The sequence below is a fragment of the Citrobacter sp. wls716 genome (genome assembly GCF_005280975.1).
GTDB classification, from domain to species: Bacteria; Pseudomonadota; Gammaproteobacteria; order Enterobacterales; family Enterobacteriaceae; genus Citrobacter; species Citrobacter youngae.
Map to the genome: position 1 here is coordinate 218,370 of NZ_SZWX01000024.1, position 21,081 is coordinate 239,450.

At 51.1% G+C, this 21,081-nt stretch carries 19 protein-coding genes; 5 read left to right on the top strand and 14 right to left on the bottom strand.

What is annotated here, in order from left to right; translation table 11 throughout:
* Nucleotides 1–32: 32 nt before the first annotated feature.
* The 5 genes from fecA to FDX24_RS07460 all read right to left on the bottom strand — a co-directional run bounded on the left by fecA (nt 33) and on the right by FDX24_RS07460 (nt 5,100).
* Nucleotides 33–2,357, bottom strand: a complete 2,325-nt coding sequence (gene fecA / locus FDX24_RS07440; RefSeq protein ID WP_137364073.1) for a TonB-dependent Fe(3+) dicitrate receptor FecA — start codon at nt 2,355–2,357, stop codon at nt 33–35.
* 86 nt (nt 2,358–2,443) lie between these two features.
* The gene (fecR, locus tag FDX24_RS07445) at nt 2,444–3,397 is read right to left on the bottom strand and encodes a ferric citrate uptake sigma factor regulator FecR (RefSeq protein WP_137364074.1); all 954 of its coding nucleotides are present in this window, start codon (nt 3,395–3,397) and stop codon (nt 2,444–2,446) included.
* Nucleotides 3,394–3,915, bottom strand: coding sequence for a ferric citrate uptake sigma factor FecI (fecI, locus tag FDX24_RS07450; RefSeq protein WP_048211780.1), 522 nt, complete (start codon nt 3,913–3,915; stop codon nt 3,394–3,396). Before fecI ends, fecR begins: the two co-directional genes overlap by 4 nt.
* Before the next feature lie 230 nt (nt 3,916–4,145).
* Nucleotides 4,146–4,505, bottom strand: coding sequence for a DUF4406 domain-containing protein (locus FDX24_RS07455; protein WP_040233798.1), 360 nt, complete (start codon nt 4,503–4,505; stop codon nt 4,146–4,148).
* Nucleotides 4,506–4,515: 10 nt separating this feature from the next.
* Nucleotides 4,516–5,100, bottom strand: coding sequence for an NUDIX domain-containing protein (locus FDX24_RS07460; RefSeq protein WP_040233800.1), 585 nt, complete (start codon nt 5,098–5,100; stop codon nt 4,516–4,518).
* An 87-nt stretch (nt 5,101–5,187) separates the two neighbouring features.
* On the opposite strand from FDX24_RS07460, the gene FDX24_RS07465 reads away from it, so the two are divergent.
* On the top strand, nt 5,188–5,943 hold the full coding sequence (locus FDX24_RS07465; protein ID WP_061067844.1) for a DeoR/GlpR family DNA-binding transcription regulator: 756 nt from the start codon (nt 5,188–5,190) through the stop codon (nt 5,941–5,943).
* A 338-nt stretch (nt 5,944–6,281) separates the two neighbouring features.
* Here the strand turns inward: FDX24_RS07465 and FDX24_RS07470 are convergent, their stop codons facing one another.
* Nucleotides 6,282–6,899 carry a TetR/AcrR family transcriptional regulator gene (locus FDX24_RS07470; RefSeq protein ID WP_137364075.1) on the bottom strand — a complete coding sequence of 206 codons (618 nt, stop codon included), beginning with the start codon at nt 6,897–6,899 and terminating at the stop codon, nt 6,282–6,284.
* Between the two features lie 341 nt (nt 6,900–7,240).
* Between FDX24_RS07470 and FDX24_RS07475 the strand changes: the two genes are divergently transcribed.
* The gene (locus FDX24_RS07475) at nt 7,241–8,341 is read left to right on the top strand and encodes an alkene reductase (protein ID WP_137364076.1); all 1,101 of its coding nucleotides are present in this window, start codon (nt 7,241–7,243) and stop codon (nt 8,339–8,341) included.
* 97 nt (nt 8,342–8,438) lie between these two features.
* Nucleotides 8,439–9,086: an NAD(P)-dependent oxidoreductase gene (locus tag FDX24_RS07480; RefSeq protein ID WP_137364077.1), complete on the top strand. Its 648-nt coding sequence runs from the start codon at nt 8,439–8,441 to the stop codon at nt 9,084–9,086.
* A gap of 213 nt (nt 9,087–9,299) precedes the next feature.
* Here the strand turns inward: FDX24_RS07480 and FDX24_RS07485 are convergent, their stop codons facing one another.
* From FDX24_RS07485 to FDX24_RS07505, 5 genes are all read right to left on the bottom strand, one after another.
* Entirely contained in the window at nt 9,300–9,782 is a 483-nt protein-coding gene (locus tag FDX24_RS07485) for a glutathione peroxidase (protein ID WP_137364078.1), read from the bottom strand.
* Between the two features lie 118 nt (nt 9,783–9,900).
* Nucleotides 9,901–10,638: an SDR family oxidoreductase gene (locus tag FDX24_RS07490; protein ID WP_115602090.1), complete on the bottom strand. Its 738-nt coding sequence runs from the start codon at nt 10,636–10,638 to the stop codon at nt 9,901–9,903.
* A gap of 202 nt (nt 10,639–10,840) precedes the next feature.
* Nucleotides 10,841–11,845: a tryptophan--tRNA ligase gene (gene trpS, locus FDX24_RS07495; RefSeq protein WP_137364079.1), complete on the bottom strand. Its 1,005-nt coding sequence runs from the start codon at nt 11,843–11,845 to the stop codon at nt 10,841–10,843.
* A 257-nt stretch (nt 11,846–12,102) separates the two neighbouring features.
* Nucleotides 12,103–13,887, bottom strand: a complete 1,785-nt coding sequence (locus FDX24_RS07500; RefSeq protein WP_061067850.1) for a diguanylate cyclase — start codon at nt 13,885–13,887, stop codon at nt 12,103–12,105.
* Between the two features lie 116 nt (nt 13,888–14,003).
* Nucleotides 14,004–15,113, bottom strand: coding sequence for an AI-2E family transporter (locus FDX24_RS07505; protein WP_061067851.1), 1,110 nt, complete (start codon nt 15,111–15,113; stop codon nt 14,004–14,006).
* A gap of 308 nt (nt 15,114–15,421) precedes the next feature.
* On the opposite strand from FDX24_RS07505, the gene FDX24_RS07510 reads away from it, so the two are divergent.
* A complete protein-coding gene (locus tag FDX24_RS07510; RefSeq protein ID WP_048211772.1) occupies nt 15,422–16,120 on the top strand; it encodes an RluA family pseudouridine synthase in 699 nt (232 codons plus the stop codon).
* Between the two features lie 19 nt (nt 16,121–16,139).
* Here the strand turns inward: FDX24_RS07510 and mdtK are convergent, their stop codons facing one another.
* The gene (gene mdtK / locus FDX24_RS07515; RefSeq protein WP_061067852.1) at nt 16,140–17,513 is read right to left on the bottom strand and encodes a multidrug efflux MATE transporter MdtK; all 1,374 of its coding nucleotides are present in this window, start codon (nt 17,511–17,513) and stop codon (nt 16,140–16,142) included.
* A gap of 217 nt (nt 17,514–17,730) precedes the next feature.
* Here mdtK and FDX24_RS07520 point away from each other — a divergent pair, with 217 nt between their 5' ends.
* Nucleotides 17,731–18,378 (top strand): riboflavin synthase, encoded by a 648-nt coding sequence (locus FDX24_RS07520; protein WP_061067853.1) that lies wholly within the window; start codon nt 17,731–17,733, stop codon nt 18,376–18,378.
* 41 nt (nt 18,379–18,419) lie between these two features.
* Here FDX24_RS07520 and cfa read toward each other — a convergent pair whose 3' ends face one another.
* Together cfa and punC are read right to left on the bottom strand one after the other, a co-directional pair.
* Nucleotides 18,420–19,568 carry a cyclopropane fatty acyl phospholipid synthase gene (gene cfa / locus FDX24_RS07525; protein WP_137346373.1) on the bottom strand — a complete coding sequence of 383 codons (1,149 nt, stop codon included), beginning with the start codon at nt 19,566–19,568 and terminating at the stop codon, nt 18,420–18,422.
* Nucleotides 19,569–19,858: 290 nt separating this feature from the next.
* Complete coding sequence (gene punC, locus FDX24_RS07530) at nt 19,859–21,064, bottom strand: purine nucleoside transporter PunC (protein ID WP_048211768.1); 1,206 nt, start codon at nt 21,062–21,064, stop codon at nt 19,859–19,861.
* Nucleotides 21,065–21,081 lie beyond the last annotated feature (17 nt).

The window sequence follows — 21,081 nt, forward strand, 5'->3', positions numbered from 1 at the left end:
CAAAAACAGCATGCAGGCCGGGTCAACGGGATTTAGAACTTCAACGACCCCTGCATATACAGCGTGCGCGGCTGGCCTGCGTAGATGCCTTTATTGTTGTCGTCGTAGGAGCGGGTGAAATATTCTTGGTCGAAGATATTTTTCACACCGAACGCCAGGTTCAGGTCTGCCATTTGCGGACCAAAATCATAAGCTACGCGTGCGCCCCAGAGCATAAAGCCAGGGATACGACCGGTACTGCCATCGGCGCTCTCTTTCACGGTGTTGGCGTTATCCGCAAACTGGCTGGACTGGAAATCACTGTTCAGGTTGAAGGTCCAGTTGCCCGGCTTATAGTCCACGCCCAATGTGCCTTTGTGTTTCGGCGAGAACGGCACCTGGTTGCCGTAGGTGTCGCCTTTCTCACGAATCTCGGCGTCCACGTACGCATAGCTTGCGTAGACTGAAACGTTGTCGAGCGTTGGCGTCAGCGTGCCGAGGTCATAGCGGGCCTGGGTTTCCAGCCCGGTATGGCGCGTTTTACCGCGTGCTGTAACGGTATCGTTGGTCTGGTTGGAGTCGTACTGATTATTAAAGTTAATCAGGAACAACCCCATTTCCGCGGTCAGCGCGCCATCGTCGTATCGGGTGCCGAGCTCCCAGGTTCGCGCTTTTTCCGGTTCCACATTGCCGCTTTGCACAGCCTTGCCAATTTGGCTGTACTGTACGGTGCCGAACGAGCCTTCGGTGTTTGCATAAAGGTTCCAGCTGTCAGTCAGGTGATAAAGCACGTTTAGCGCCGGAAGTGGGGCGTTATAGCTCACTTCCTCATGTGTGCCTTTGATGGCGTTGTTCTGGTATGACTCGATATGTTCAAAGCGCATACCCGGAGTGATAGTCCAGTTGCCAATATCGATTTTGTCATCCAGATACCAGGCGTGCGCTTCGGTGCCGGAACGGGTGTCGCGATCGTAAGGGCTGGCGCTGGACGGCAGTTGTCCGCTGCTGGTGGCGGTGTAGTAACGCATTTCATGCGTCGACTCGCTCACATAGCGGTATCCCACCCCCACTTCGTGCGCGGAAGGGCCCAGCATAAAGCTCTGGCTGTAGCGTGGCTCAATGCCGCGTACCCAGTAATTGCGCGGTGAAAGCGTGGTGCGTTTGCCCTGTTCCAGGTAGCCGCTGCGCAGGGTTTCGGTGTAGAAGCCCTGAATATTGAATTTATGCTGACTGTCCGGCTGGAACTGATAGCCGAGGCTTGCCAGCTTGCGACGCCCCCAGAAGCGATCGTTCGGACGCGTAGATTGCCAGCGGTCGGCGTTGTAATCCGCGCGCGACAGGCCACCGGGCATATCGGCTTCACCGTCGTAGTATTGCAGAAGGCTATTGAAGGTATGCACGTCGTTCGGTGCATATTTGCTTTTCAGCATCAGGTCATCGATGCGCGTCGCGCTGTGCTCGCGCCAGTCGCTGCCGCGCGTGCCGGAGTAAAGCAGGGCGGTACCAAAACCGTTATCCGCCGTGCCGCCCACCATCAGATTGTGCGTCTCTTTGGGATTATTTTGTGAGGACGTTGGGCTGAGCTGGCCTTCCATGCCGGCTTCGATCCCGAAGTCTTGCGGAATGGCGCGGGTAACAAAGTTCACCACGCCGCCCACGCTCTGCGGTCCGTAACGTACGGCGCCGCCGCCGCGCACCACATCGATGGCGTCCATATTTCCGAGCGAAACGGGTGCCAGGGAAAGCTGCGGCTGGCCGTAAGGGGCAAACGGCACCGGAATACCGTCCATCAGCACCGTTGAACGGCTGGCAAGGCGCGGGTTCAGGCCGCGAATACCAAAGTTCATCGCCAGATCGTGGCTACCGGTACCGTTGTTTTCCGGGGCGGTAACGCCAGGAATACGATTCAGCACCTCGCGCATGGTCGTCGCGCCGGTTTTGGCGAAATCCTCACGGCGGATAACGTCACGCGCGCCGGCATGTTCGAATACGTCGTTTTCGCGCGCATCGCCCAGCCAGTCGCCCACAACCGTGAGCGCATCTTCCTGTGGTGCTGGAACGTGTTCGAGCGTCCAGCTGTTATTCCCTAACGGCTTCACCTGCAGGCCACTGCCCAGGAGCAACTGCTGCAAACCACTCTCAACATCGTAATCGCCGTGCAAACCGTTGCTGTGCTTGCCGCGCGTCAGGCTGGCATCAACAGACAGGGTAATTCCGCTGTGTGCGGCATATTGGTTTAGCGCTTTATCGAGTGAGCCTGGTGCAATATCAACCTGCGCTGCGAAAGCGGATAACGAGAGCCCAGCCAGCGGCAGCAGGCTCAGGCGAATGGCGTTAACCAAAGGTGTTGTTTTGCTAAAAACGCGTAAAGGCGTCATACCTTCTCCATCATCATTTTTGTTGTGTTCAGCTATGAGTCGAATGAGAAGGGGAAAAAGGACAATGAAAATGAGAATTATTTTTCTTACAGTGCCGAAATATTTACCCAGTATCGCGTAACAGTCTGAATTTTAACTGGAAGTGTCTGGGTAATAACATCCAGAATCGCATCGGTATTTTTCAGCGGGAACGTGCCACTCAGGCGTAGCCCGGCCACTGCTGGATCGCAACGCAGCACGCCGTTGCGATAACGGCTCAGTGTGGCAATGACCTCTCCCAGCGGTTTATCGCTGAAACTCAGAACACCCTGTGTCCAGGTTGCGCTTTCATCATCCGCTGAGGCGATTGCACCAAATTCAGACGCGCTAAACTGCAGGCTCTCGCCAGCGTTGACGATGCGTTTTTCCTGCGGGCGGTTTGCCAGTAAGACTTCAACCGCATGCTGTTGAACGGTAACACGCGTGACGTTGTCCTGCTGGTAGACGGTAAATTCTGTGCCTAATGCGGTGAGCTGACCCTGGCGTGTCATCACACGGAAAGGCCTCTGCTGCGCATCTTTTGCGGTGGTAATCGCAATTTCGCCATACCAGAGGCGGACAGCGCGCTGATGCGTATCAAAACGAACATCAGCGGCGCTTTGTGTGTTGAGCGTCAGCAGTGAGCCATCCTCCAGCCGCTGATGGCTGACCACGCCTTTAGCGGTGCGGTAGTCGGCACGTAGACCTTCTCCGGCCTCAGATTGCCAGAGCTGCCAGCCGCTACCCACGCCAAGCAGTAGCAACAACCCTTTCATGACGTGACGACGAGTTAGGCGCGTATCGTGCAGCGCCCGGCTGGCGACATCGCCCGGAACGCTGCTGAGCTGGCTGCGCAGGTTTTCAACCTGTTGCCATGCCCACTGATTGTCCTGGTCCTGTTCATACCATTGTTGCCAGCGAGCTTCCTGCTGTGGGCTGACACGCTCGCCGCTCAATACCGCATACCAGTGTGATGCTGAGCGCAAAGCCTGACGGCGAGAATCGGTGATAGAAGCGTTCACAGGCCGTGCTCCAGACGAAACAGCAGACAATGTTCGATAGCCTTTGCCACATACTTTTTCACCGAGCTGACGGAGACGCCGAGCTTAAGCGCGATCTCGCTGTATTTGAGCCCCTCCAGTTGCGAAAGCAAAAACGCTTCGCGTGTGTTTCCGTTCAGGCCGTCAAGCATGCTGTCGATGAGTTGCAGGGTTTCGAGCTGGCTCTCACGTTCCTCGGGCGAAGGCGCGAGATTTTCCGGCATCAGCGCCAGCATCTCCAGATAGGCTTTCTCCAGCGCGTTTCGGCGAAACAGGTCGACCATCACCCGTTTGGCAATAGTACACAGGAAGGAACGAGGGTCGCGGACAGTCTTGAGCGAGTCACTGCCCATTACCCGTAAAAATGTGTCCTGGGCAATATCATCAGCATCAAAGGCAGACTGGAGCTTGCGCGTCAGCCAGCTTTTCAGCCAGCCGTGATGTGTGCCATAAAGCGACTCGAACGTGAAGCAAGCGGTAGTAGTGGCGCGGTCAGACATGCGGATTGCATCAAAAGTTAATTATCACGCGGCTACATTAACATGAGAATGGTTATCATTACAATTGGAAATGAAATGAGATAAAAATGACATTTTAAAGGGGTTATGATTTTGGCATTAATAGCATTCCTTATTGCCCGCGCTTGCGCTCCCCATCTTTCCTGAGAGTCATAGATCCCATTGGCGATGGTTTAATTGCCTGCACATTCGCAGGCAATAGCACAATAAAATTACGCCAACGGGATGTCTTCAAGGCGGAAATAAACGGTGAGTCCATGCTTATGTGCGACATCGATGTCCATATCAGCACCTTTAGAAGCGCCTTTAATACGGTAAATCGCATCACATTTGGTGATAAGTCGATGGGCAACAGGGTAGATCATAGATTCGCCGATTTCATCGTCAATAGCCGCAGAACCGGCAGCTTTTGCCAGTGGTAGTGCCAGCCATTCGCCAATTACAGGAATGTGTCCTCTTTGATATACCGCTAACGCTGCATCTTCCAGGCGAGCAAGATTTGCATCGATAAGATTTTGTTTTCCATCCGTACCGCTACGGTAGGGGCCAGCAATGAGAATAAGTTGTTTCACAAAGAGAACCTCATAGAATGTTTTTCAGCGCGATGTGATAAAGCAACATAATGGTTTTGCCATCGACGATAAGACCACTTTCAATTGCGGCAAGTGCGCTTGCAAGCGGCCACTCAAGCACTTCGATATCTTCTCCTTCAGCCGCAATTCCACCACCGGCACCTGTCTTGTCGGCAGCATCATATTCCGCGATGTAAAAATAGAGCTTCTCCGTGACCGAGCCTGGGCTCATGTACGCCTCGAAAACCTTCTGTACGCTGGATACACGAAAACCGGTTTCTTCTTCAACTTCGGCTTTGATCCGTTTTTCAGGAGCCATGTTGTCAAGAAGACCTGCTGCTGTTTCAATGAGATAGCCATCGTGACCATTTATAAATACCGGAAAACGAAACTGACGAGTTAAGATCACTGTTTTCCTGTCACGGTTATAGAGCAGAATCGTGGCTCCGTTGCCGCGATCGTAAACTTCACGACTTTGGCGCTGCCAGTCACCGTTTCTTCGTTGAATATCAAAAGTGTATTTTTTTAAACAATACCAGTCATCGGATAATGTTAGGTTATCGACGATGCGTATTTCTGCACGTTTAGGTTGCATGAAGACTCCTTGATCCGTAGAGTTGACATCATAATCAGCATTATCGTGCAAATACAAGTATAAACATGCATAAACAGGAACGGTCACATGCTCGCTCATCAACGTAAACATCTTATTCTTGAACAACTGCAGGTTGAAGGGCAGGTCCAATCGAAAAATCTGAGTGATCGATTTGGCGTTTCAGAAGACACCATTCGACGGGATTTACGTGAGCTTGCCGCAGAAGGGCGATTGCAGCGCGTTCATGGTGGTGCTTTGCCATCGTCTTCAGCTGTTGCGACATTTTCCGAGCGTAAATCATTAAAAACAGATGTGAAAATGAAGATCGCGCGCAAAGGCACTGAACTCATTTCTTCGGGACAAGTTGTTATTGTGGATGGCGGTACGACCACATCAGAGCTGATTGCCTGTCTGCCGGACGATCTGCATATTACCGTGGTGACACACAGTCCCAGCATTGCACTGGGGTTGGTCGATAAACCCGAGGTTGACGTTATTTTGATCGGTGGCCGACTGTACAAGCACTCCATTGTCAGTGTAGGGGCGGCCGCTATTGAAGGCATCGGCAATATTCATGCGGATATTTTCTTCATGGGGGTAACGGGTATTCATCCTGAAGCGGGATTAACCACGGGTGATTATGAAGAAGCGTGCATCAAACGTGCATTTTCCGGCAGAGCGGCGGAAACGGTCGTACTGGTGTCGCCGGAGAAGGTCAACGCTGCGTCATCGTTTGTTATCGGTGAGGTAGGGCTAATCAATACTATCGTGGTTGATAGTGAAACCGATGATAATTGGTTAAGGAGTATTGAAGGAAAGGGCATCACCATTATCAAAGCGTGATTCTCTGTTAATCGAGCATGAGAAATCGCATAAAAAACAGATACAGCCACGCCAGTACACTCTGGCCGTTCAGCAATTGTCGCAGATAGCCCAGCACTGTAAAAATCACGCTTTCCATCGTTTATTCGTGAGATGGCACATATTTGTAAAGTCGGAGGGAAAGGGCAATGAATAGAGGATCTTTGGTAAGGATCTTACTGACTATGGCATTAGTTGGGGATGGGGTAGGACTAGCGACCGCTTTGAGCGAGGAACGGACACTCAATACGGAAGAAACGCTAAACAACTTAAGCCTCAATGTCATCATGTCTAAAGTTGCTTTATTAAGCAGCGCGATATCAGATCAGAAGTGAACTGAATACAACAACGCAAAAATCACGCAGTGGCTGGTCGTTCTTTTCTACACGCATGCGCAGCAAGGCACCTTCCCAGCTGTTCAGAATGAATTGGGCAAGCACGGAAGACGGCATAGGGTTTTTTACCGCGCCTGACTTCTGCGCTTCAGCCACACAATTCTCGAACATCATGCTCCACTCTCTGAAATTAGCCGCGATGGTGTCACGAATCGGACCACTGTGATCGGCTATTTCCAGACTCATATTGCCCATCAGGCAACCCTTGACGAAATCAGTTTGTTTAAATGCCTGTATTCTCTGCTCGAAATAATTGCGCATGCGATCAAGTGGAGGAGTCTGTGGATCGGCCAGTACCTCTCTAAGGACCGGTACGCCCGAGGTGAAGTAAAATTCCACCACTTCTCTACCAAAATCCTCTTTACTTGCAAAATGGTTATAAAACGACCCCTTAGGTACTCCCGCGGCATTAACAATTTCCTGCACGCCGGTGGCGGCGAAACCGGCTTCATGAAGTAACTTCACACCAGCCAGAATGATATTTTCGCGGGTTTTGATATTCGGCTTTGGTCCACGTTTTGCGGGAGAGGTATGCATGTTCATCACGTTTTTCGCTCAATAGGAAGTGCCCCGTCATTTCTAACTTCTTCTGGGCTGGATGTTTATCAACAAGAGTAATGCTGGATATTGGCTTATACACTCAGATAAAAATTAAAACCGACTGGTCATTTTCAGTTTGTGTGTAAGCCTTCTGCTTGTCAAGCGTTTGCTGGATGCCATTTGGACGTCATCGCAGGTGAGAAAAAACGATGCAAATCCATTATTTACTAATTCAAGACGACCGGTCATATTAAAAAATAAGCAAGCGCTTCAGAGTCACCATGTTGTTTTCTCCGAGGCTTCAACCCTAATCCTGGACGCTGACTATTAACGAGGATCTCTGCATGTCGGTTTCATCATTGTTTACACCTCTGAACATCGGACGATATCGTCTTGAACACCGCGTAATCATGGCGCCTCTGACCCGTATGCGGGCGGGCAAAGGGAACGTACCAAATGGACTGGCGCCAGAGTATTACAGCCAGCGCGCGACAAAGGGTGGTCTTATCATTACAGAAGCCACTCAGGTTACCCCTTACGGTCAGGGTTATCCGGGAACACCCGGTATACATTCCCGGGAGCAAATCGATGGCTGGAAGAAAGTGACAGATGCCGTCCACGCGAAGGGAGGCCTAATCTTCATGCAACTGTGGCATGTAGGCCGTTCGTCCCATTCCAGTTTCCAGCCTGGAGGAGTACTTCCAGTCGCGCCGTCAGCGATTGCGATCAGCACAGAAAAATGTCTGACTCCTGATTGGCAGCAGGTTGCTTATGAAGTTCCTCATGCTCTGGAACTTGATGAGATCCCCGGCATTATCGATGCTTATCGTGAAGGTGCGCGCAACGCACTGGTTGCAGGTTTCGACGGTGTTGAAATACATGGTGCAAATGGATACCTGCTCGAACAATTCCTTCATGACCACTCAAACAAGCGCACTGACAGTTACGGTGGGTCAGTTGAAAATCGCGCAAGACTGCTTATAGAAGTGACAGAAGCCGTTGCAGAAATTTGGGGAGCTGACCGCACAGGCGTCCGTTTGTCACCCTTTGGTACATACAACGACGTGGGTGATTCAGACCCAATAGGTCTTTACAGCTATGTCCTGTCAGAACTTGGCAAACTGAATATCGCCTACGTAAGTCTCATTGAAGCGCGTGGCGGTAATGGCATGGAAATCGGAACACCACAATCCGTTGATCAACTGCGTCCTTTCTGGCCTGGAACGCTGATTCTGGCCGGTGGATTTACCGGGAAAACTGGTAATGAAGCCATTGGTTCAGGGCGAGCGGATGCCATTGCGTTTGGTCGTCAATTTATTGCTAACCCTGATCTCCCAGCTCGTCTTCGTCTGAACTTACCGCTGAACAGCTACGATCGTTCGACCTTTTATGGTGGTGGTGAAGAAGGTTACACAACATATCCGGAATTTGAAGACAGAACCTGATTTTAGCGGGCTGAAATTATCCCCAATTATTAATGCGGTGTTTCTGGAGAGGCTTTTTATAGCTGCCAGATATAGCACCGACCACTGGAGTTTTAATATGAAAATTGCAGTTGTAGCCGCAACCGGCCGAGGCGGTAGTACCGCGCTAGCTGAACTTATCCGCCGTGGGCATGATGTTGTTGCTATTGCCCGTGATACCAGCAAGCTCCCGGATGATCTGCCAGCAAACGTAGCTGTTATAAAAGATGACCTGAGTGATGTTGCGCGTCTTGCCGGTATTATCCGTGGTACAGACGCAGTCATCAGCGCAGTTGGCGCGCCACGGGATAACACTGACACAGATACTGATATCCTGGTCAGTACCTCTGCACAGGTGATTGATGCTGTCCGTATATCGGGTGTACCACGCCTTCTGGTTGTTGGAGGCTGCGGTTCGCTCTGGTACAGAGATGGGCTGAAAGTCGTCGATTCAGATGTCTGGCCTAAATTCCTGGTTCCGATTGCGCTCTCGCATATGAAACTTCTCACTGCACTGAGAGAATCTCCCCTGAACTGGACTTACGTCAGCCCTCCATTAATGATCGATCTGGGCGAGCGTACAGGGACTTATCGTAGTGGTAATGACGAATTAGTCGTGGATAAAAATGGTAAGAGCTGGATCTCGTTTGAGGACTATGCGATTGCGCTTGTTGATGAGCTTGAATCCCCAAAACATGAGCGCGCGCGCTTTAGCGTAGGATACTGATTTTTAATAATGTCGGGCCAGCTAATGCGGAATTGCATCTGCTGGCTCTTGATTAGTCCCCAAAATCTCCAAAGCAACTTCCCACAAGGGTTAAATATCCCGGAGCGTAAGAAGTATTACTTTCTGCTTAGTGATAATAATCAGCTCAACTCGACGATGCGTAAGCAACGTCCGCTCCTGGCACCAGGCAGACGGTTCAAATGACAATAATACCTAGATTTCAAGTGCAGCAAGGATGATGGTTTCCATTTTCTCCGGGGTAGTGAACGGCGCAAAACGCTTTAGCGGCTTGCCATCGCGTCCGATCAGGAATTTTGTGAAATTCCATTTTATCCGTCCCCCCAGCATGCCGGGCAACTCGTCTTTTAGATAACGGAATACCGGATGCGTAGCGGCACCGTTAACCTCCACTTTTTCGAACATTGGGAAGCTTACACCGTAGTTGATGTGGCAGGTCTGCGCGATTTTGCCGGCGTCGCCGGGTTCCTGCTTACCGAACTGGTTGCAGGGAAAACCAAGCACTACCAGTCCGCGAGCTGCATACTTTTTGTAAAGCGTTTCCAGACCTGCATATTGTGGCGTGAAGCCACAATGGCTGGCGGTATTTACCACCAGAACCAGCTTGCCAGCATAGTCAGCCATAGGGATACGCTGGCCGTCCAGGCTGGTGGCTGTTAGTTGATAAAAGGTGGTCATAGCGAACTCCTCAGAGCAGGACCTGTCAGACATCGGCATAGCCATACAGCATGGTGCTGCCGGGGCAAGTTAGGAGCGGAGGTGAGTCCGCTCGGTTTAGTGCTGCCAGATTCAGTCCCTAATGCTCCAAATCTTCGCGAGTGGGTCCTTGAAAGTAAAGGGTACTAATATGGCAACTACGCGGTTGAGTCAGCACAAAATGAATTGTTTCCCAGACAGAACGCCCATTCATTAGATGTTCTCCCATTCTGGATTGAGTGTCGACAAGAGGATCTAACCCGGTCAATTCAAAATCCGGTGGGTATAACCCGGTTACCCGTATATTTTCTTTGGATAACTGTTCCGACAGTTTAGTTGTAAAACCACTCATCCCGTGTTTACTGGCAAAAAAAGCGGGATGGGCAATTGAATCCGTAAAATTCGGAATGCCGCATACAGATATAATCGAAACAATGTCAGCACTGTCTGAGCGCCTTAATCCTGGAAGCAATGCCTGTGTTAGTAGAATTGAACCTGTCAGGCCTGAGCTGACGGTATTGTAGATTTCTGAGTCTGGTTGTTCGTCTATAGTCCCTGATAACCACTGAGCAGCATTGAGGATTAGAATGTCGATGGACCTGTCTATATCTAAGAGTTGTGAAGCAAACTGAGAAATAGATTCAGGCTGGGTTAAATCACACAGATACCCTTTTGCAACACCACCTTCAGCGGCGATGATGCTGCAGGTTTTGTGAATATCCTCAACCCGCCGGGCAGAAAAATCCACGTTGACGCCTTCTCGAGCCAACCAAACGCACAACGCCTGACCAAATCCGCCGCCGCCGCCGGTGATAACGGCTCTTTTACCTTTCAACATAACGATGCTTCCCTTTCGTGATGAGTTTGTGTCGCTGGATATATAGCATGGTGATACGGGGTCACATCTTCCCGTTAGTGCCATTTACGGCGGGATATAAATAGTGGTTTGCATGCGTTATATCGTTCTCAAAATGGGCTCAGCTCAGATTTAAGCAAAATGCATACCGACGGGGGGATGCATGATGGGACGTCAATCAAGATTAAAATACCGACAATCCCAATCCTTGTTTTACTTCTCTTAGCGTTTGCTGTGTGATGTCGTAGGCCTGCGCGCTGCCTTTTTTAAGCATCGCCATCAGCATACCTTTATCCTGAATATAGGTTGCCCGACGCTCACGCATGGGCGCGATGAGTTCTTGCAGGCACATCTCCAGCTCATTTTTACATGCCCGATCACCCAATCCTCCTTGCTGATAATTCACTTTCATTTCTGCGACTTTGGCCTTATCCGGGTGAAAAGCATCCAGATAGGTGAACACGACATTACCCTCAATTTGCCCCGGATCGGACACTTTTAGGTGGTTAGGATCAGTGTACATTGCGCTGACGGCGCGATGGATAGTCTCTTCACTTGCCGACAGGAGCAGCGTATTACCGAGTGATTTCGACATCTTGGCGTTGCCGTCAATACCAGGAAGACGGCTGGTTTCGCTTAACATAGCTTTACAGTGATGCAGAACGGGGGTCGGTAACAGGCTATTCATCTTATGCACGATTTCATTAGTCTGTTCGATCATCGGCAACTGATCGTCGCCGACGGGCACCAGGCTGGCTTTGAACGCCGTAATATCTGCTGCCTGGCTGATGGGGTAAACCAGGAAACCGACCGGAAGCGAACGGGCGAAACCTTTTTGCGCAATTTCATTTTTGACCGTTGGGTTACGCTCGACGCGAGCCACAGTAACGATATTCATATACAGCGCGGTGAGTTCGGCAAGGGCAGGTAGTGCTGATTGTAAACAAAGGGTGGTGAGTGAGGGATCAATACCTGCAGCGAGATAATCGGCCAACACTTCGGGTATGTTATTTTGGATCTTTTGTGGATCGTTGCCGTTATCGGTCAGACCTTGCAGGTCTGCGACCAGAACAAACTGCTGATAGTCGTGTTGCAGTATCGCGCGTTGGCGCAGGGAACCGACATAGTGGCCAAGATGCAGTGGCCCAGTAGGGCGGTCGCCGGTAAGGATGATGGATTTGTTGTTCATAGAAGACTCCTTAAGCATAAAACCGAAAGGGGTCTCAAAATGCAAATAACCGCCTTTCGGCGGTTATTTAAAAATGGATAAACACATTCTGACCGCCTTTAAGAAGGCAGCCACCAACGCTTGTGGTTAAAACCGTTGCAATCGTGTTTTATATTCATCGGGTCAACATATCACTACCAGTGGTAGAGGTAAAGTAATGCTCTGCCCGCTCGGGGGGATATTTTAGGAAGTACCCGTCTGGGCTTACGCACCGCTTTTTAGCTCGCTTCCAGCATCCCAAAGCTCACTATGCGCGAACGCCCCAGCTCTTTTGCGCGATACAGCGCGACATCCGCGGCACGTAACAGGTTATCGCTCTGGGCGTGCTGCGGGTAGCTGGCGACACCAATAGACACATCAACATGACCGATGTCAGAGACGCCAAAGCTGAGCGTCAACTCGCGTACCCCGTTGTAAATGTCCGTCGCAAAGCGATTGGCCGCTTCTTCATCCATACCGGCAAGCAGAACCAGAAACTCTTCACCACCGTAGCGGAAGGCCATTCCGTGGTCGTGAACAACGCGCTGAATAATTGCTGCGATACTTTTTATCACCCCATCACCAGCCTCATGACCAAATCGGTCGTTGATGTTTTTGAAGTGATCGATATCGATCATCAGGCAACTGATCGGTTCCTGGTTGTGGACAGCCTGACTCATTTGGGTGCGCAGAGTGTCTTCAAGGTGATGGCGATTGCGCAGACCGGTCAGTGGGTCGTAAAGCGCTTTTTCCAGTAGTGCATCGCGCAGACGTTGGTTGGCTAATGCCAGTCCAAGTGCCTCGGCCATCAGCTCCAGATAAGCACGGGAAGGGGCGGAATTGTCACTGAGATTCTGGAATGAGAGCAGGCCGATGGCTTCCCCCTGGGCGATCAACGGTACGCACAGGGTATGATCCTGACACGACTCAGGCAGGTGGTAGCAGGCGATATCAGGCTCACCTTGCACGGGAGGATGACTTTGCCCACGGCGCACTGCCCAGCAGTCATCCAGATGGAAAGGGTCTGTTTTGCCTTGCGGCGAAAGCCACTCGGCGGCACAGCGCATGTGCCAGGCTTGCCGATCAAGAATGTAGAGCCGTCCGGCAACGCCAGGGGCAATGTTCGGGGCAAAAAGCTGCGCAACATTGATAACATCGGCAAAGTTTTCGCAGCCCTGTAAACGCTGGGTCATACGAGCCAACAGTTCACGGATCGCCCAGTCGGCGTCCCGCTCTTTCTCCAGCCGCTGCCGCACCAGGCCGTTCTCACGAAAGATGCGAATGGCTTGCGCCATATCGCCAATCTCATCAATCTGATTAAAGTTAGGCGTTTCTACGGCATAATCCTGCGATGCGAGACGGTGAACCACGTCGCTCAGACGCACAACCGGACGCAGTACGCGGCGTTTCAAAATAAAGCCGAGGACAAACAAAAACAGCAGCGCGGTTAAACCGACCATAACTTCGGAGAGCGTACGCAGTATGCGGGAAGTCCTGGTGGCATCGTCAATGCTGTTACGTACACGGTTATCGAGCAACTGCCGGAAATGATCTATCCGCACCTGCGCCCGTTCCAGTTCCTGTTCATAGGCTTTGCCGTAGAGCAGGGCGATTGCCTGTGACGTTTCTCCGCGGGCCATACTGGCGAGCGCGGCTGCTTGCTCTTCCTGCAGCGCATCGACAATTTGTAATCCTTCATGCAGCAGCGCCAGCTCTTCACCTGTCGCGCCGAAGTCTTTTAATTTTGTTAACCGCAGCTCAATCGCTTTTAGTGATGACGCCTTTTGGCGATAGGCATTCAGTGCTTCTGGATCTTTGGCGATCACGTACTCGCGAGCTAAATCTGACAATGACCAGGCATCGAGCTCCACCTCTTCGGTTAGCTGATCAAATTTATACCGCTGCTCTACCACCTGACGTTCAGTATTGTCTGCTCCGGATGCCATCAGCATAACGACGCCGGAGGCAATGGTCAGGCATACCGTCGCACTGTAGGCCCAGTTGGTGATTGTGGCTATTCGCACTTTTTCGTTCCTTCTGCGACGATTAATGAATAAGCATGATTGAAATTATAGGAAACGTATGATTTTGCGTGAAAACAAAAGGCGACCCGCGGCCGCCCTTTGTTATCGTCATGCCATCATAAATCTGGAGGGTTTTTTCCTTCTTCCATGAAGGCTTCATCGATACCTTCTACGTTGCCCTCATGGTCACGTCCGGAGAACAGATTCCAGCTCGCCAAAAACAGTGCAGCGATCAGTGGGCCAATCACAAAGCCGTTGATACCGTAAATCTCCATCCCGCCGAGGGTGGTAATCAATATCAGGTAGTCCGGCATTTTGGTGTCTTTTCCTACCAGTAGCGGACGCAGAATATTGTCCACCAGTCCGACAATAATGACGAAGAATCCGACAATAAACAGTCCTTGCCACAGTTGGTGGGTGGCAAAGAGGAAAATAGCCGCCGGGACCCAGACTATCGCCGAGCCAACCGCTGGCACCAACGAGAGGAATGCCATTAGTGCGCCCCACAAAACGCTGCCGTCGATGTCGACAATGGCGAAAGCAATGCCGCCCAGCGTGCCCTGTACGACAGCGACAACCGCCGTGCCTTTGACTGTCGCCCGCGTGACACCCACGAATTTGGCAAACAAGTGCTGCTTGGCAAAATCAGACAGCGGTAAGGAATCCAGAATCTGACGCACCAGATACGGTCCATCCTTCAACAGGAAAAATAGCAGGTACAGCATGATGCCAAAGCTGATGGCGAAGCCGAAGGTCCCTTTACCAATCAGGAAAGCACTGCCTGCGAGGTACTGTCCGCCCTGCAGCGCAATGTCGGAGAGTTTTTTCTGGATCTGCGCGACATTATCCAGATTGTGTTCTGCGAGGAATCCTCTGGCCCAGTCAGGAAGATAAGAAAGAATAGAACTGACCACTTCCGGAAACTGCGTATCGTTTTGCTGCAACTTGGTGTAAACCACATTCAGTTCGATTGCCAACGATGACAGGATCACCATCAGAGGAATAAAGACAATTAAGCAAATAATACCAATAGTGATTAACGATGCCAGACCGTTACGTTCGCCAAGCGCACTGCGCAGTTTGTTTTTTACCGGATTAAAGATAGTCGTCAGAATTGCGGCCCACAAGATTGCGGAGAAGTAGGGGGACAATACGTCGAAAAACGCCCAGGTCACGAGGGCAAGAATGAAAATGAAGAAACCTTTGGTCAGTCCGTTAAATCGCATTAGTGAATCCTGTAACTGAGAAGCAGTCTCGACTATAGAACTGTTCAGCAGAATTACCAACTGTGGATGTTGATTCCGGCTTAACGCCGCCTTGATGAGCAAACAGTGAACTCAGAGCAAAAAATTGCCGCATGTTCCTGTCTCCGTAAGGGGTGAGCGAATGATCTATCTACTCGCCGAGAAAGGGGGCAACGTGTCTGGAAAGCCAAAAATTCTCCGTCGTTTACTGTCCACCATGAAGCGAGTTGATTCGCCAGCCGGTTGAAAATTCGTTATGATCTATCCCCACTTTTTAGTCTGGTTGTCTGATGTCTACGATTCTCGATACCTTTGTTGCTCCGCCGTGCCATGACGAAATAGAAATCCTTTACCAGGATGAACATCTGCTGCTTATCAATAAACCCAGTGGGTTGCTGAGTCTGTCGGGGAAAAATCCGCAAAATCTTGATTCGGTTCACTATCGTCTGGTACAGATATACCCGGGCTGCACGCTGGTACATCGGCTTGATTTTGGTACTTCGGGTCTGATGGTCGTTGCACGCAATAAGGCGATCAATGCAGCGCTCTGTCAGCAGTTCAGCCAGCGCGCGGTGACTAAGGTGTACAGCGCATTGTTATGTGGACACCTGAAACAGGATGACGGTGTGATTGATGCCGCCATTGTCAAAGATCCAGCACTGTTTCCGTTGATGTCGATTAGTGCTATTAGCGGTAAACCTGCGCGTTCCCGTTTTCGGGTGATTGAGCGCTTCAATCAGCTACTGAAGGATGGACGGTCACTGCCCCTGACACGGGTGCAACTGATGCCGGAGACCGGACGAACCCATCAGCTACGTCTTCACTGTCAGCATTTGGGTCATCCGATCTGGGGCTGCGATCTTTATGGTGGACGCGAGTGGCCTGGCACGGAGCAGACGTCGCGGCTGATGTTACACGCCAGCGAACTGCGCCTGGTACATCCCATCAGCCATGAACAAATCAACGTCTGCCATGCCAGCCCATTTTAACCCGGCGGCTATTACGGTGTTATCGTGCTGCACGTTGCAGAATGACGGCTGACGGCTGGCGTTGCAGAAAACGCATCCGCAGCATCATCAGCACCGCGGCAGAGGTCAGGCCAATAATAAAGCCCATCCAGAAGCCCGCTGGCCCCATGCGGTCGACGACCAGATCGGTGAGCGCAAGAATATATCCACTTGGCAAACCCAGCACCCAGTACGCCGTGAAGGTGATAAAGAAAATGGAACGCGTATCTTTATAACCACGCAGGATCCCGCTGCCAATAACCTGAATGGAGTCCGAAATCTGGTACACGGCAGCCAGCAACATCAGCTGTGCAGCCAGTGTGACAACTTCAGGATTATTGTTGTAGAGCAGGGCGATGTGCTCGCGCAAAGTGACGGTGAAAACGGCGGTCATCATCGCCATACATACGCCGACACCTAAGCCAGTTCTGGCAGCGGTCTGTGCATCCAACGTTGATCCCTGACCCAGGCGGTATCCCACACGAATAGTGACGGCAGCCGCCAAAGACATCGGCAGGACAAACATTAATGAGCTGAAGTTCAGCGCGATCTGGTGCCCGGCCACGTCAACAATCCCCAGCGGGGAGACCAACAGCGCCACCACGGCAAACAGCGTGACTTCAAAAAATAATGCCAGCGCAATTGGCAAACCCAGCTGTACCAGGCGTTTCATCACCGCGGTGTCAGGTTTCTGGAAGCCACGCTCATTACGGATATCACGCATTGATCGGGCGTGTTTTACGTAAGAAAGCATGGCGGCAAACATCACCCAATACACCGCCGCCGTTGCCACACCGCAGCCTACGCCACCCAGTTCTGGCATACCCAAATGGCCATAGATGAAAACATAGTTAACCGGAATGTTCACCAGCAGGCCGAGAAAACCCATTACCATTGCCGGTTTGGTCTTGGCCAGGCCTTCGCACTGATTACGGGCAACCTGGAAGAACAAATATCCGGGCGCACCCCATAGCAGCGCGCGCAGATATCCCACGGCTTTGTCGGCCAGTGCAGGGTCAATGTTATGCATAGAGCGGATAATGTATCCCGCATTCCAAAGCACAATCATAATCAGAACGGATACGATCCCCGCCAGCCAGAAACCCTGACGTATTTGATGAGCAATACGATCGCGGCGCCCGGAACCGTTAAGTTGCGCAATCACTGGCGTCAGAGCCAGCAACAGCCCGTGACCAAACAGAATTGCGGGTAGCCAGATGGACGTACCGATAGCAACGGCTGCCATGTCCGTCGCGCTATATCCGCCGGCCATCACGGTATCGACGAATCCCATTGCGGTTTGAGCGATTTGCGCAAGAATCACCGGAATTGCCAGAGCTAATAACTGACGCGCTTCACTTACATACTTTTGCACGTGTACACCACTATATTGTTGTTATTTGAGAGACTAAAAAAGCCGCCTTATATGGCAGCAAGGAGAAAATGCAGGGGAAATTTCAGTCTATTGTAGCGAGGAATCCGTATTTCTCCAGTGAAAAAATAGGCGGGAGCGGCGCATTGCTGGCAACCTGATTTTCCACCTGCTATTGTGCACAGCAGAGATGTCTTAATTGAGTTCAGGAGTTACAGGTATGTTTACGGGTATTGTGCAGGGCACCGCGAAACTGGTGTCGATTGATGAAAAACCGAATTTTCGCACACATGTAGTGGAGTTACCTGAATACATGTTGGATGGGCTGGAGACCGGCGCATCGGTAGCACACAACGGCTGTTGTCTGACAGTGACCGAAATTAACGGTAACCAGATAAGCTTCGATCTGATGAAAGAGACGCTGCGAATCACCAATCTGGGTGACCTGAAGGTCGGCGATTTGGTCAACGTTGAGCGCGCAGCAAAATTCAGCGATGAAATTGGCGGACATTTAATGTCAGGCCATATTATGACTACCGCCGAGGTATCGAAAATTCTGACCTCAGAAAACAACCGCCAGGTGTGGTTTAAAGTTCAGGATCCGTTGCTGATGAAATATATCCTGTACAAAGGATTTATCGGTATTGACGGTATTAGCCTGACGGTTGGCGAAGTCACACCGACACGCTTTTGCGTGCATTTGATTCCGGAAACCCTGGAACGTACAACGCTGGGCAAGAAAAAACTGGGTGCGCGAGTCAATATCGAAATCGACCCGCAAACACAGGCTGTTGTTGATACGGTTGAACGTGTATTGGCCGCGCGTGAAAGCGCTATGAGCAACGTTACTGGCGAAGCGGGCGTTTAAGTCGGAATAAAAAGCCCCCGGTAGTTCGGGGGCGATGCTGTCTAACGGGGAACGCGGAGCCCGTGTTCAACGCCACGAGAGAACACAACCTGCCACAGCTGGATGTCGCGCGCGCGAAATGCGCCAGCACACGCATTCAGGTAATAACTGAACATCCGTTTAAAGCGTTCACTATAGTTGGCGGCAATTTCTGGCCAGGCGGTTATGAAACGATCGTGCCAGGCCATCAGGGTAGTATCGTAATCCGCACCAAAGTTATGCCAGTCTTCCATCACGAAATGTGGCTCGCTGGCGTTGGCTATCTGGCGAACTGACGGTAAACAGCCGTTCGGGAAGATATATTTATTGATCCACGGATCAACATTATTGTCGGTTTTTTTAGAGCCGATGGTATGCAGCAAAAAAAGACCGTCTTGCTTTAAATTACGGTCAACAACGTCAAAATAGGTGTTGTAGTTTTTCGGCCCCACATGCTCAAACATACCGACGGAAACGATACGGTCAAACCGGTCATTCAGGTCACGGTAGTCCTGCAGCAAAATCGTGACATCCAGCCCTTCACAGCGCGTCTGCGCCATTTTTTGCTGTTCTGCTGAAATAGTCACGCCAGTCACGCTCACCCCGTATTGTGACGCCATGAACTGGGACAAGCCTCCCCAGCCGCAGCCAATATCGAGAACGCGCATACCTGGTTTCAATTGCAATTTATCGGCAATCATTTTTAGCTTCGCCTGCTGGGCTGATTCCAGGGTATCGGCATCTTTCCAGTAGGCGCAGGAATATTGCATGTAGGGATCAAGCATGCGGCTAAAGAGATCGTTGCCAAGATCGTAGTGTTCTTTGCCAACGACCCACGCACGTTTTTTGGTTTGTAAATTAAACAGACGGGCCGTTGCGATACGTAGCGTATCTCTGAAGTGGCGGGGAAGTTGGCTTTCAAGACCTGCACGCAGGACTTTGCTAAAAAACATATCCAGCCGATCGCATTCCCACCAGCCGTCCATATAACTTTCACCTAAACCCAACGACCCTTCCTGCAACACGCGTTTGAAAAAGTCGGGGTTTTTAACGCGAATATCTGCCGGTGCCGGGCCATTAATAGTAATGCCTGCACGGCTCAATAGCTCATTGGTGATTCGGTACCAGTCATCATCCGGTACGCTGACGTCTTCTATACATGATGAACTCATAGCTTCTCCATCACTGGTCGGTGATCAGAACCTTAAAACAGCGTAGACGCTTTTTTGGGCTTTGTGAGAAATCTCACGGAATTAATCCGCGAATCTATAATCCGACGTAGAACAGAGGAAGGGAGGAACCCTTGCCGAAAAGGCCATCCATGGAAGAACGGGAACCTGCTTATTCCCGTTACTCTATAAATCTTATCGTTTTATTAACAACCGAAAATCAGTATAGGCCTGAATTTTTGGCTATTCAACCGAAAATTGTTAGCGGGCTAACTAAATGCCCGCAACAATGATTAATGTGACTCACCGTGTGCAACTTGCGCGCTCTCATCCGGCAAGGATGTGTTCTCAGCCTGTGACTGCATTTTGTAACCTAACGCGGCCAGCAACACTGTCGTCAGCATAACGCTGGTGGTCGTGAGCAGCGGCGTGCTGATTAACCACGAAACGACCAGGCTTGCCAGGAAGCATAACCCCAGTTGCAGCGTATTCTGCAACGCAGCGGCGCGCCCTGTTGCCTGAGGGAATGGGCGCAGCGCCTGAGCGACAACGATAGGGTAGATTGCCCCGTTCGCAATGGCCATCACGCAGAATGGGATCAGGATTTCAGCCAACGCAACGTGGTGAATAAAGCCTGTAGCCCAGGTGCCGATAACGCTAATGGCGTACAGGATAAGCAACCATGGCAGAAGCTGGCGACCCTGCCATTTTTGCAGTGCCGCGCGGCAGCCGTAACCCCCGATCAAAAATGCAATAGTTTGCGGGACATAGCTCAGACCAATCACAGCCGGGCTATAGCCCATTTCGCTAAGGATAAATGGTGAACCCGTCAGCCATGCGAAGAAACTTGCAGAACATGCTGCGTAAATCAGTACATTTCCACGGTATGCTTTGGAGCGCAGCAGCGTAGCGAACGTCAGTTTATCCTGGCTGTCGTCGCGCGCTTTTGCCGTTGGTTTTAAGCGCAGGGCCGGCAGCATCAGGATCAGGGTAATCGCAAAAAGGGTAGCAAAAATGGCCTGCCAGGAAAAATGTACCAGGATCCAACTGCCTAATAACGGTGCAAGTGCAGGGGATAATCCAACCAGCGGCATAATGGTGGCAAAAATGCGGTTTACTTTTTGTGAAGGATAATAATCGGTAACCAGCGCCTGCCAGATAACCGAAGCCGCACAGACACCAACGGCCTGAATAAAGCGTAGCACCAGTAAGCCGGTGGCGTTTTCTACCCACAACATGCCCAGGCTGCCCAGCGCGAAGATGGATAAGCCCAGCAGCAAAATAGGTTTGCGACCATAGTGGTCAGAGAGTGGCCCCCACAAAAGTTGTGCGACGGCAAATCCCGCTAAGAACAAGCTAAGGCTGGCACTCACGGCAGAGGCGGGCGTCTGTAAATCGGACTGAATAGCCGCAAAGGCGGGCAAATACATATCCGTTGCCAGAAAACCCAGCACGCTAAGACCTGCCAGCCAGACTAAAAACCCTTTTCCCGGTTGCATTATCGTTTCTCTTTTTA

Excerpts from the sequence above, each read along its gene's own strand:
- FDX24_RS07505 (WP_061067851.1), bottom strand. The coding sequence starts at position 15,113 with ATGCGATTTAACGGACTGACCAAAGGTTTCTTCATTTTCATTCTTGCC.
- cfa (WP_137346373.1), bottom strand. The coding sequence starts at position 19,568 with ATGAGTTCATCATGTATAGAAGACGTCAGCGTACCGGATGATGACTGG.
- FDX24_RS07460 (WP_040233800.1), bottom strand. The coding sequence starts at position 5,100 with ATGCAACCTAAACGTGCAGAAATACGCATCGTCGATAACCTAACATTA.
- punC (WP_048211768.1), bottom strand. The coding sequence starts at position 21,064 with ATGCAACCGGGAAAAGGGTTTTTAGTCTGGCTGGCAGGTCTTAGCGTG.
- FDX24_RS07470 (WP_137364075.1), bottom strand. The coding sequence starts at position 6,899 with ATGAACATGCATACCTCTCCCGCAAAACGTGGACCAAAGCCGAATATC.
- FDX24_RS07510 (WP_048211772.1), top strand. The coding sequence starts at position 15,422 with ATGTCTACGATTCTCGATACCTTTGTTGCTCCGCCGTGCCATGACGAA.
- trpS (WP_137364079.1), bottom strand. The coding sequence starts at position 11,845 with ATGAACAACAAATCCATCATCCTTACCGGCGACCGCCCTACTGGGCCA.
- FDX24_RS07520 (WP_061067853.1), top strand. The coding sequence starts at position 17,731 with ATGTTTACGGGTATTGTGCAGGGCACCGCGAAACTGGTGTCGATTGAT.
- FDX24_RS07465 (WP_061067844.1), top strand. The coding sequence starts at position 5,188 with ATGCTCGCTCATCAACGTAAACATCTTATTCTTGAACAACTGCAGGTT.
- fecA (WP_137364073.1), bottom strand. The coding sequence starts at position 2,357 with ATGACGCCTTTACGCGTTTTTAGCAAAACAACACCTTTGGTTAACGCC.
- fecI (WP_048211780.1), bottom strand. The coding sequence starts at position 3,915 with ATGTCTGACCGCGCCACTACTACCGCTTGCTTCACGTTCGAGTCGCTT.
- FDX24_RS07485 (WP_137364078.1), bottom strand. The coding sequence starts at position 9,782 with ATGACCACCTTTTATCAACTAACAGCCACCAGCCTGGACGGCCAGCGT.
- FDX24_RS07480 (WP_137364077.1), top strand. The coding sequence starts at position 8,439 with ATGAAAATTGCAGTTGTAGCCGCAACCGGCCGAGGCGGTAGTACCGCG.
- FDX24_RS07475 (WP_137364076.1), top strand. The coding sequence starts at position 7,241 with ATGTCGGTTTCATCATTGTTTACACCTCTGAACATCGGACGATATCGT.
- FDX24_RS07490 (WP_115602090.1), bottom strand. The coding sequence starts at position 10,638 with ATGTTGAAAGGTAAAAGAGCCGTTATCACCGGCGGCGGCGGCGGATTT.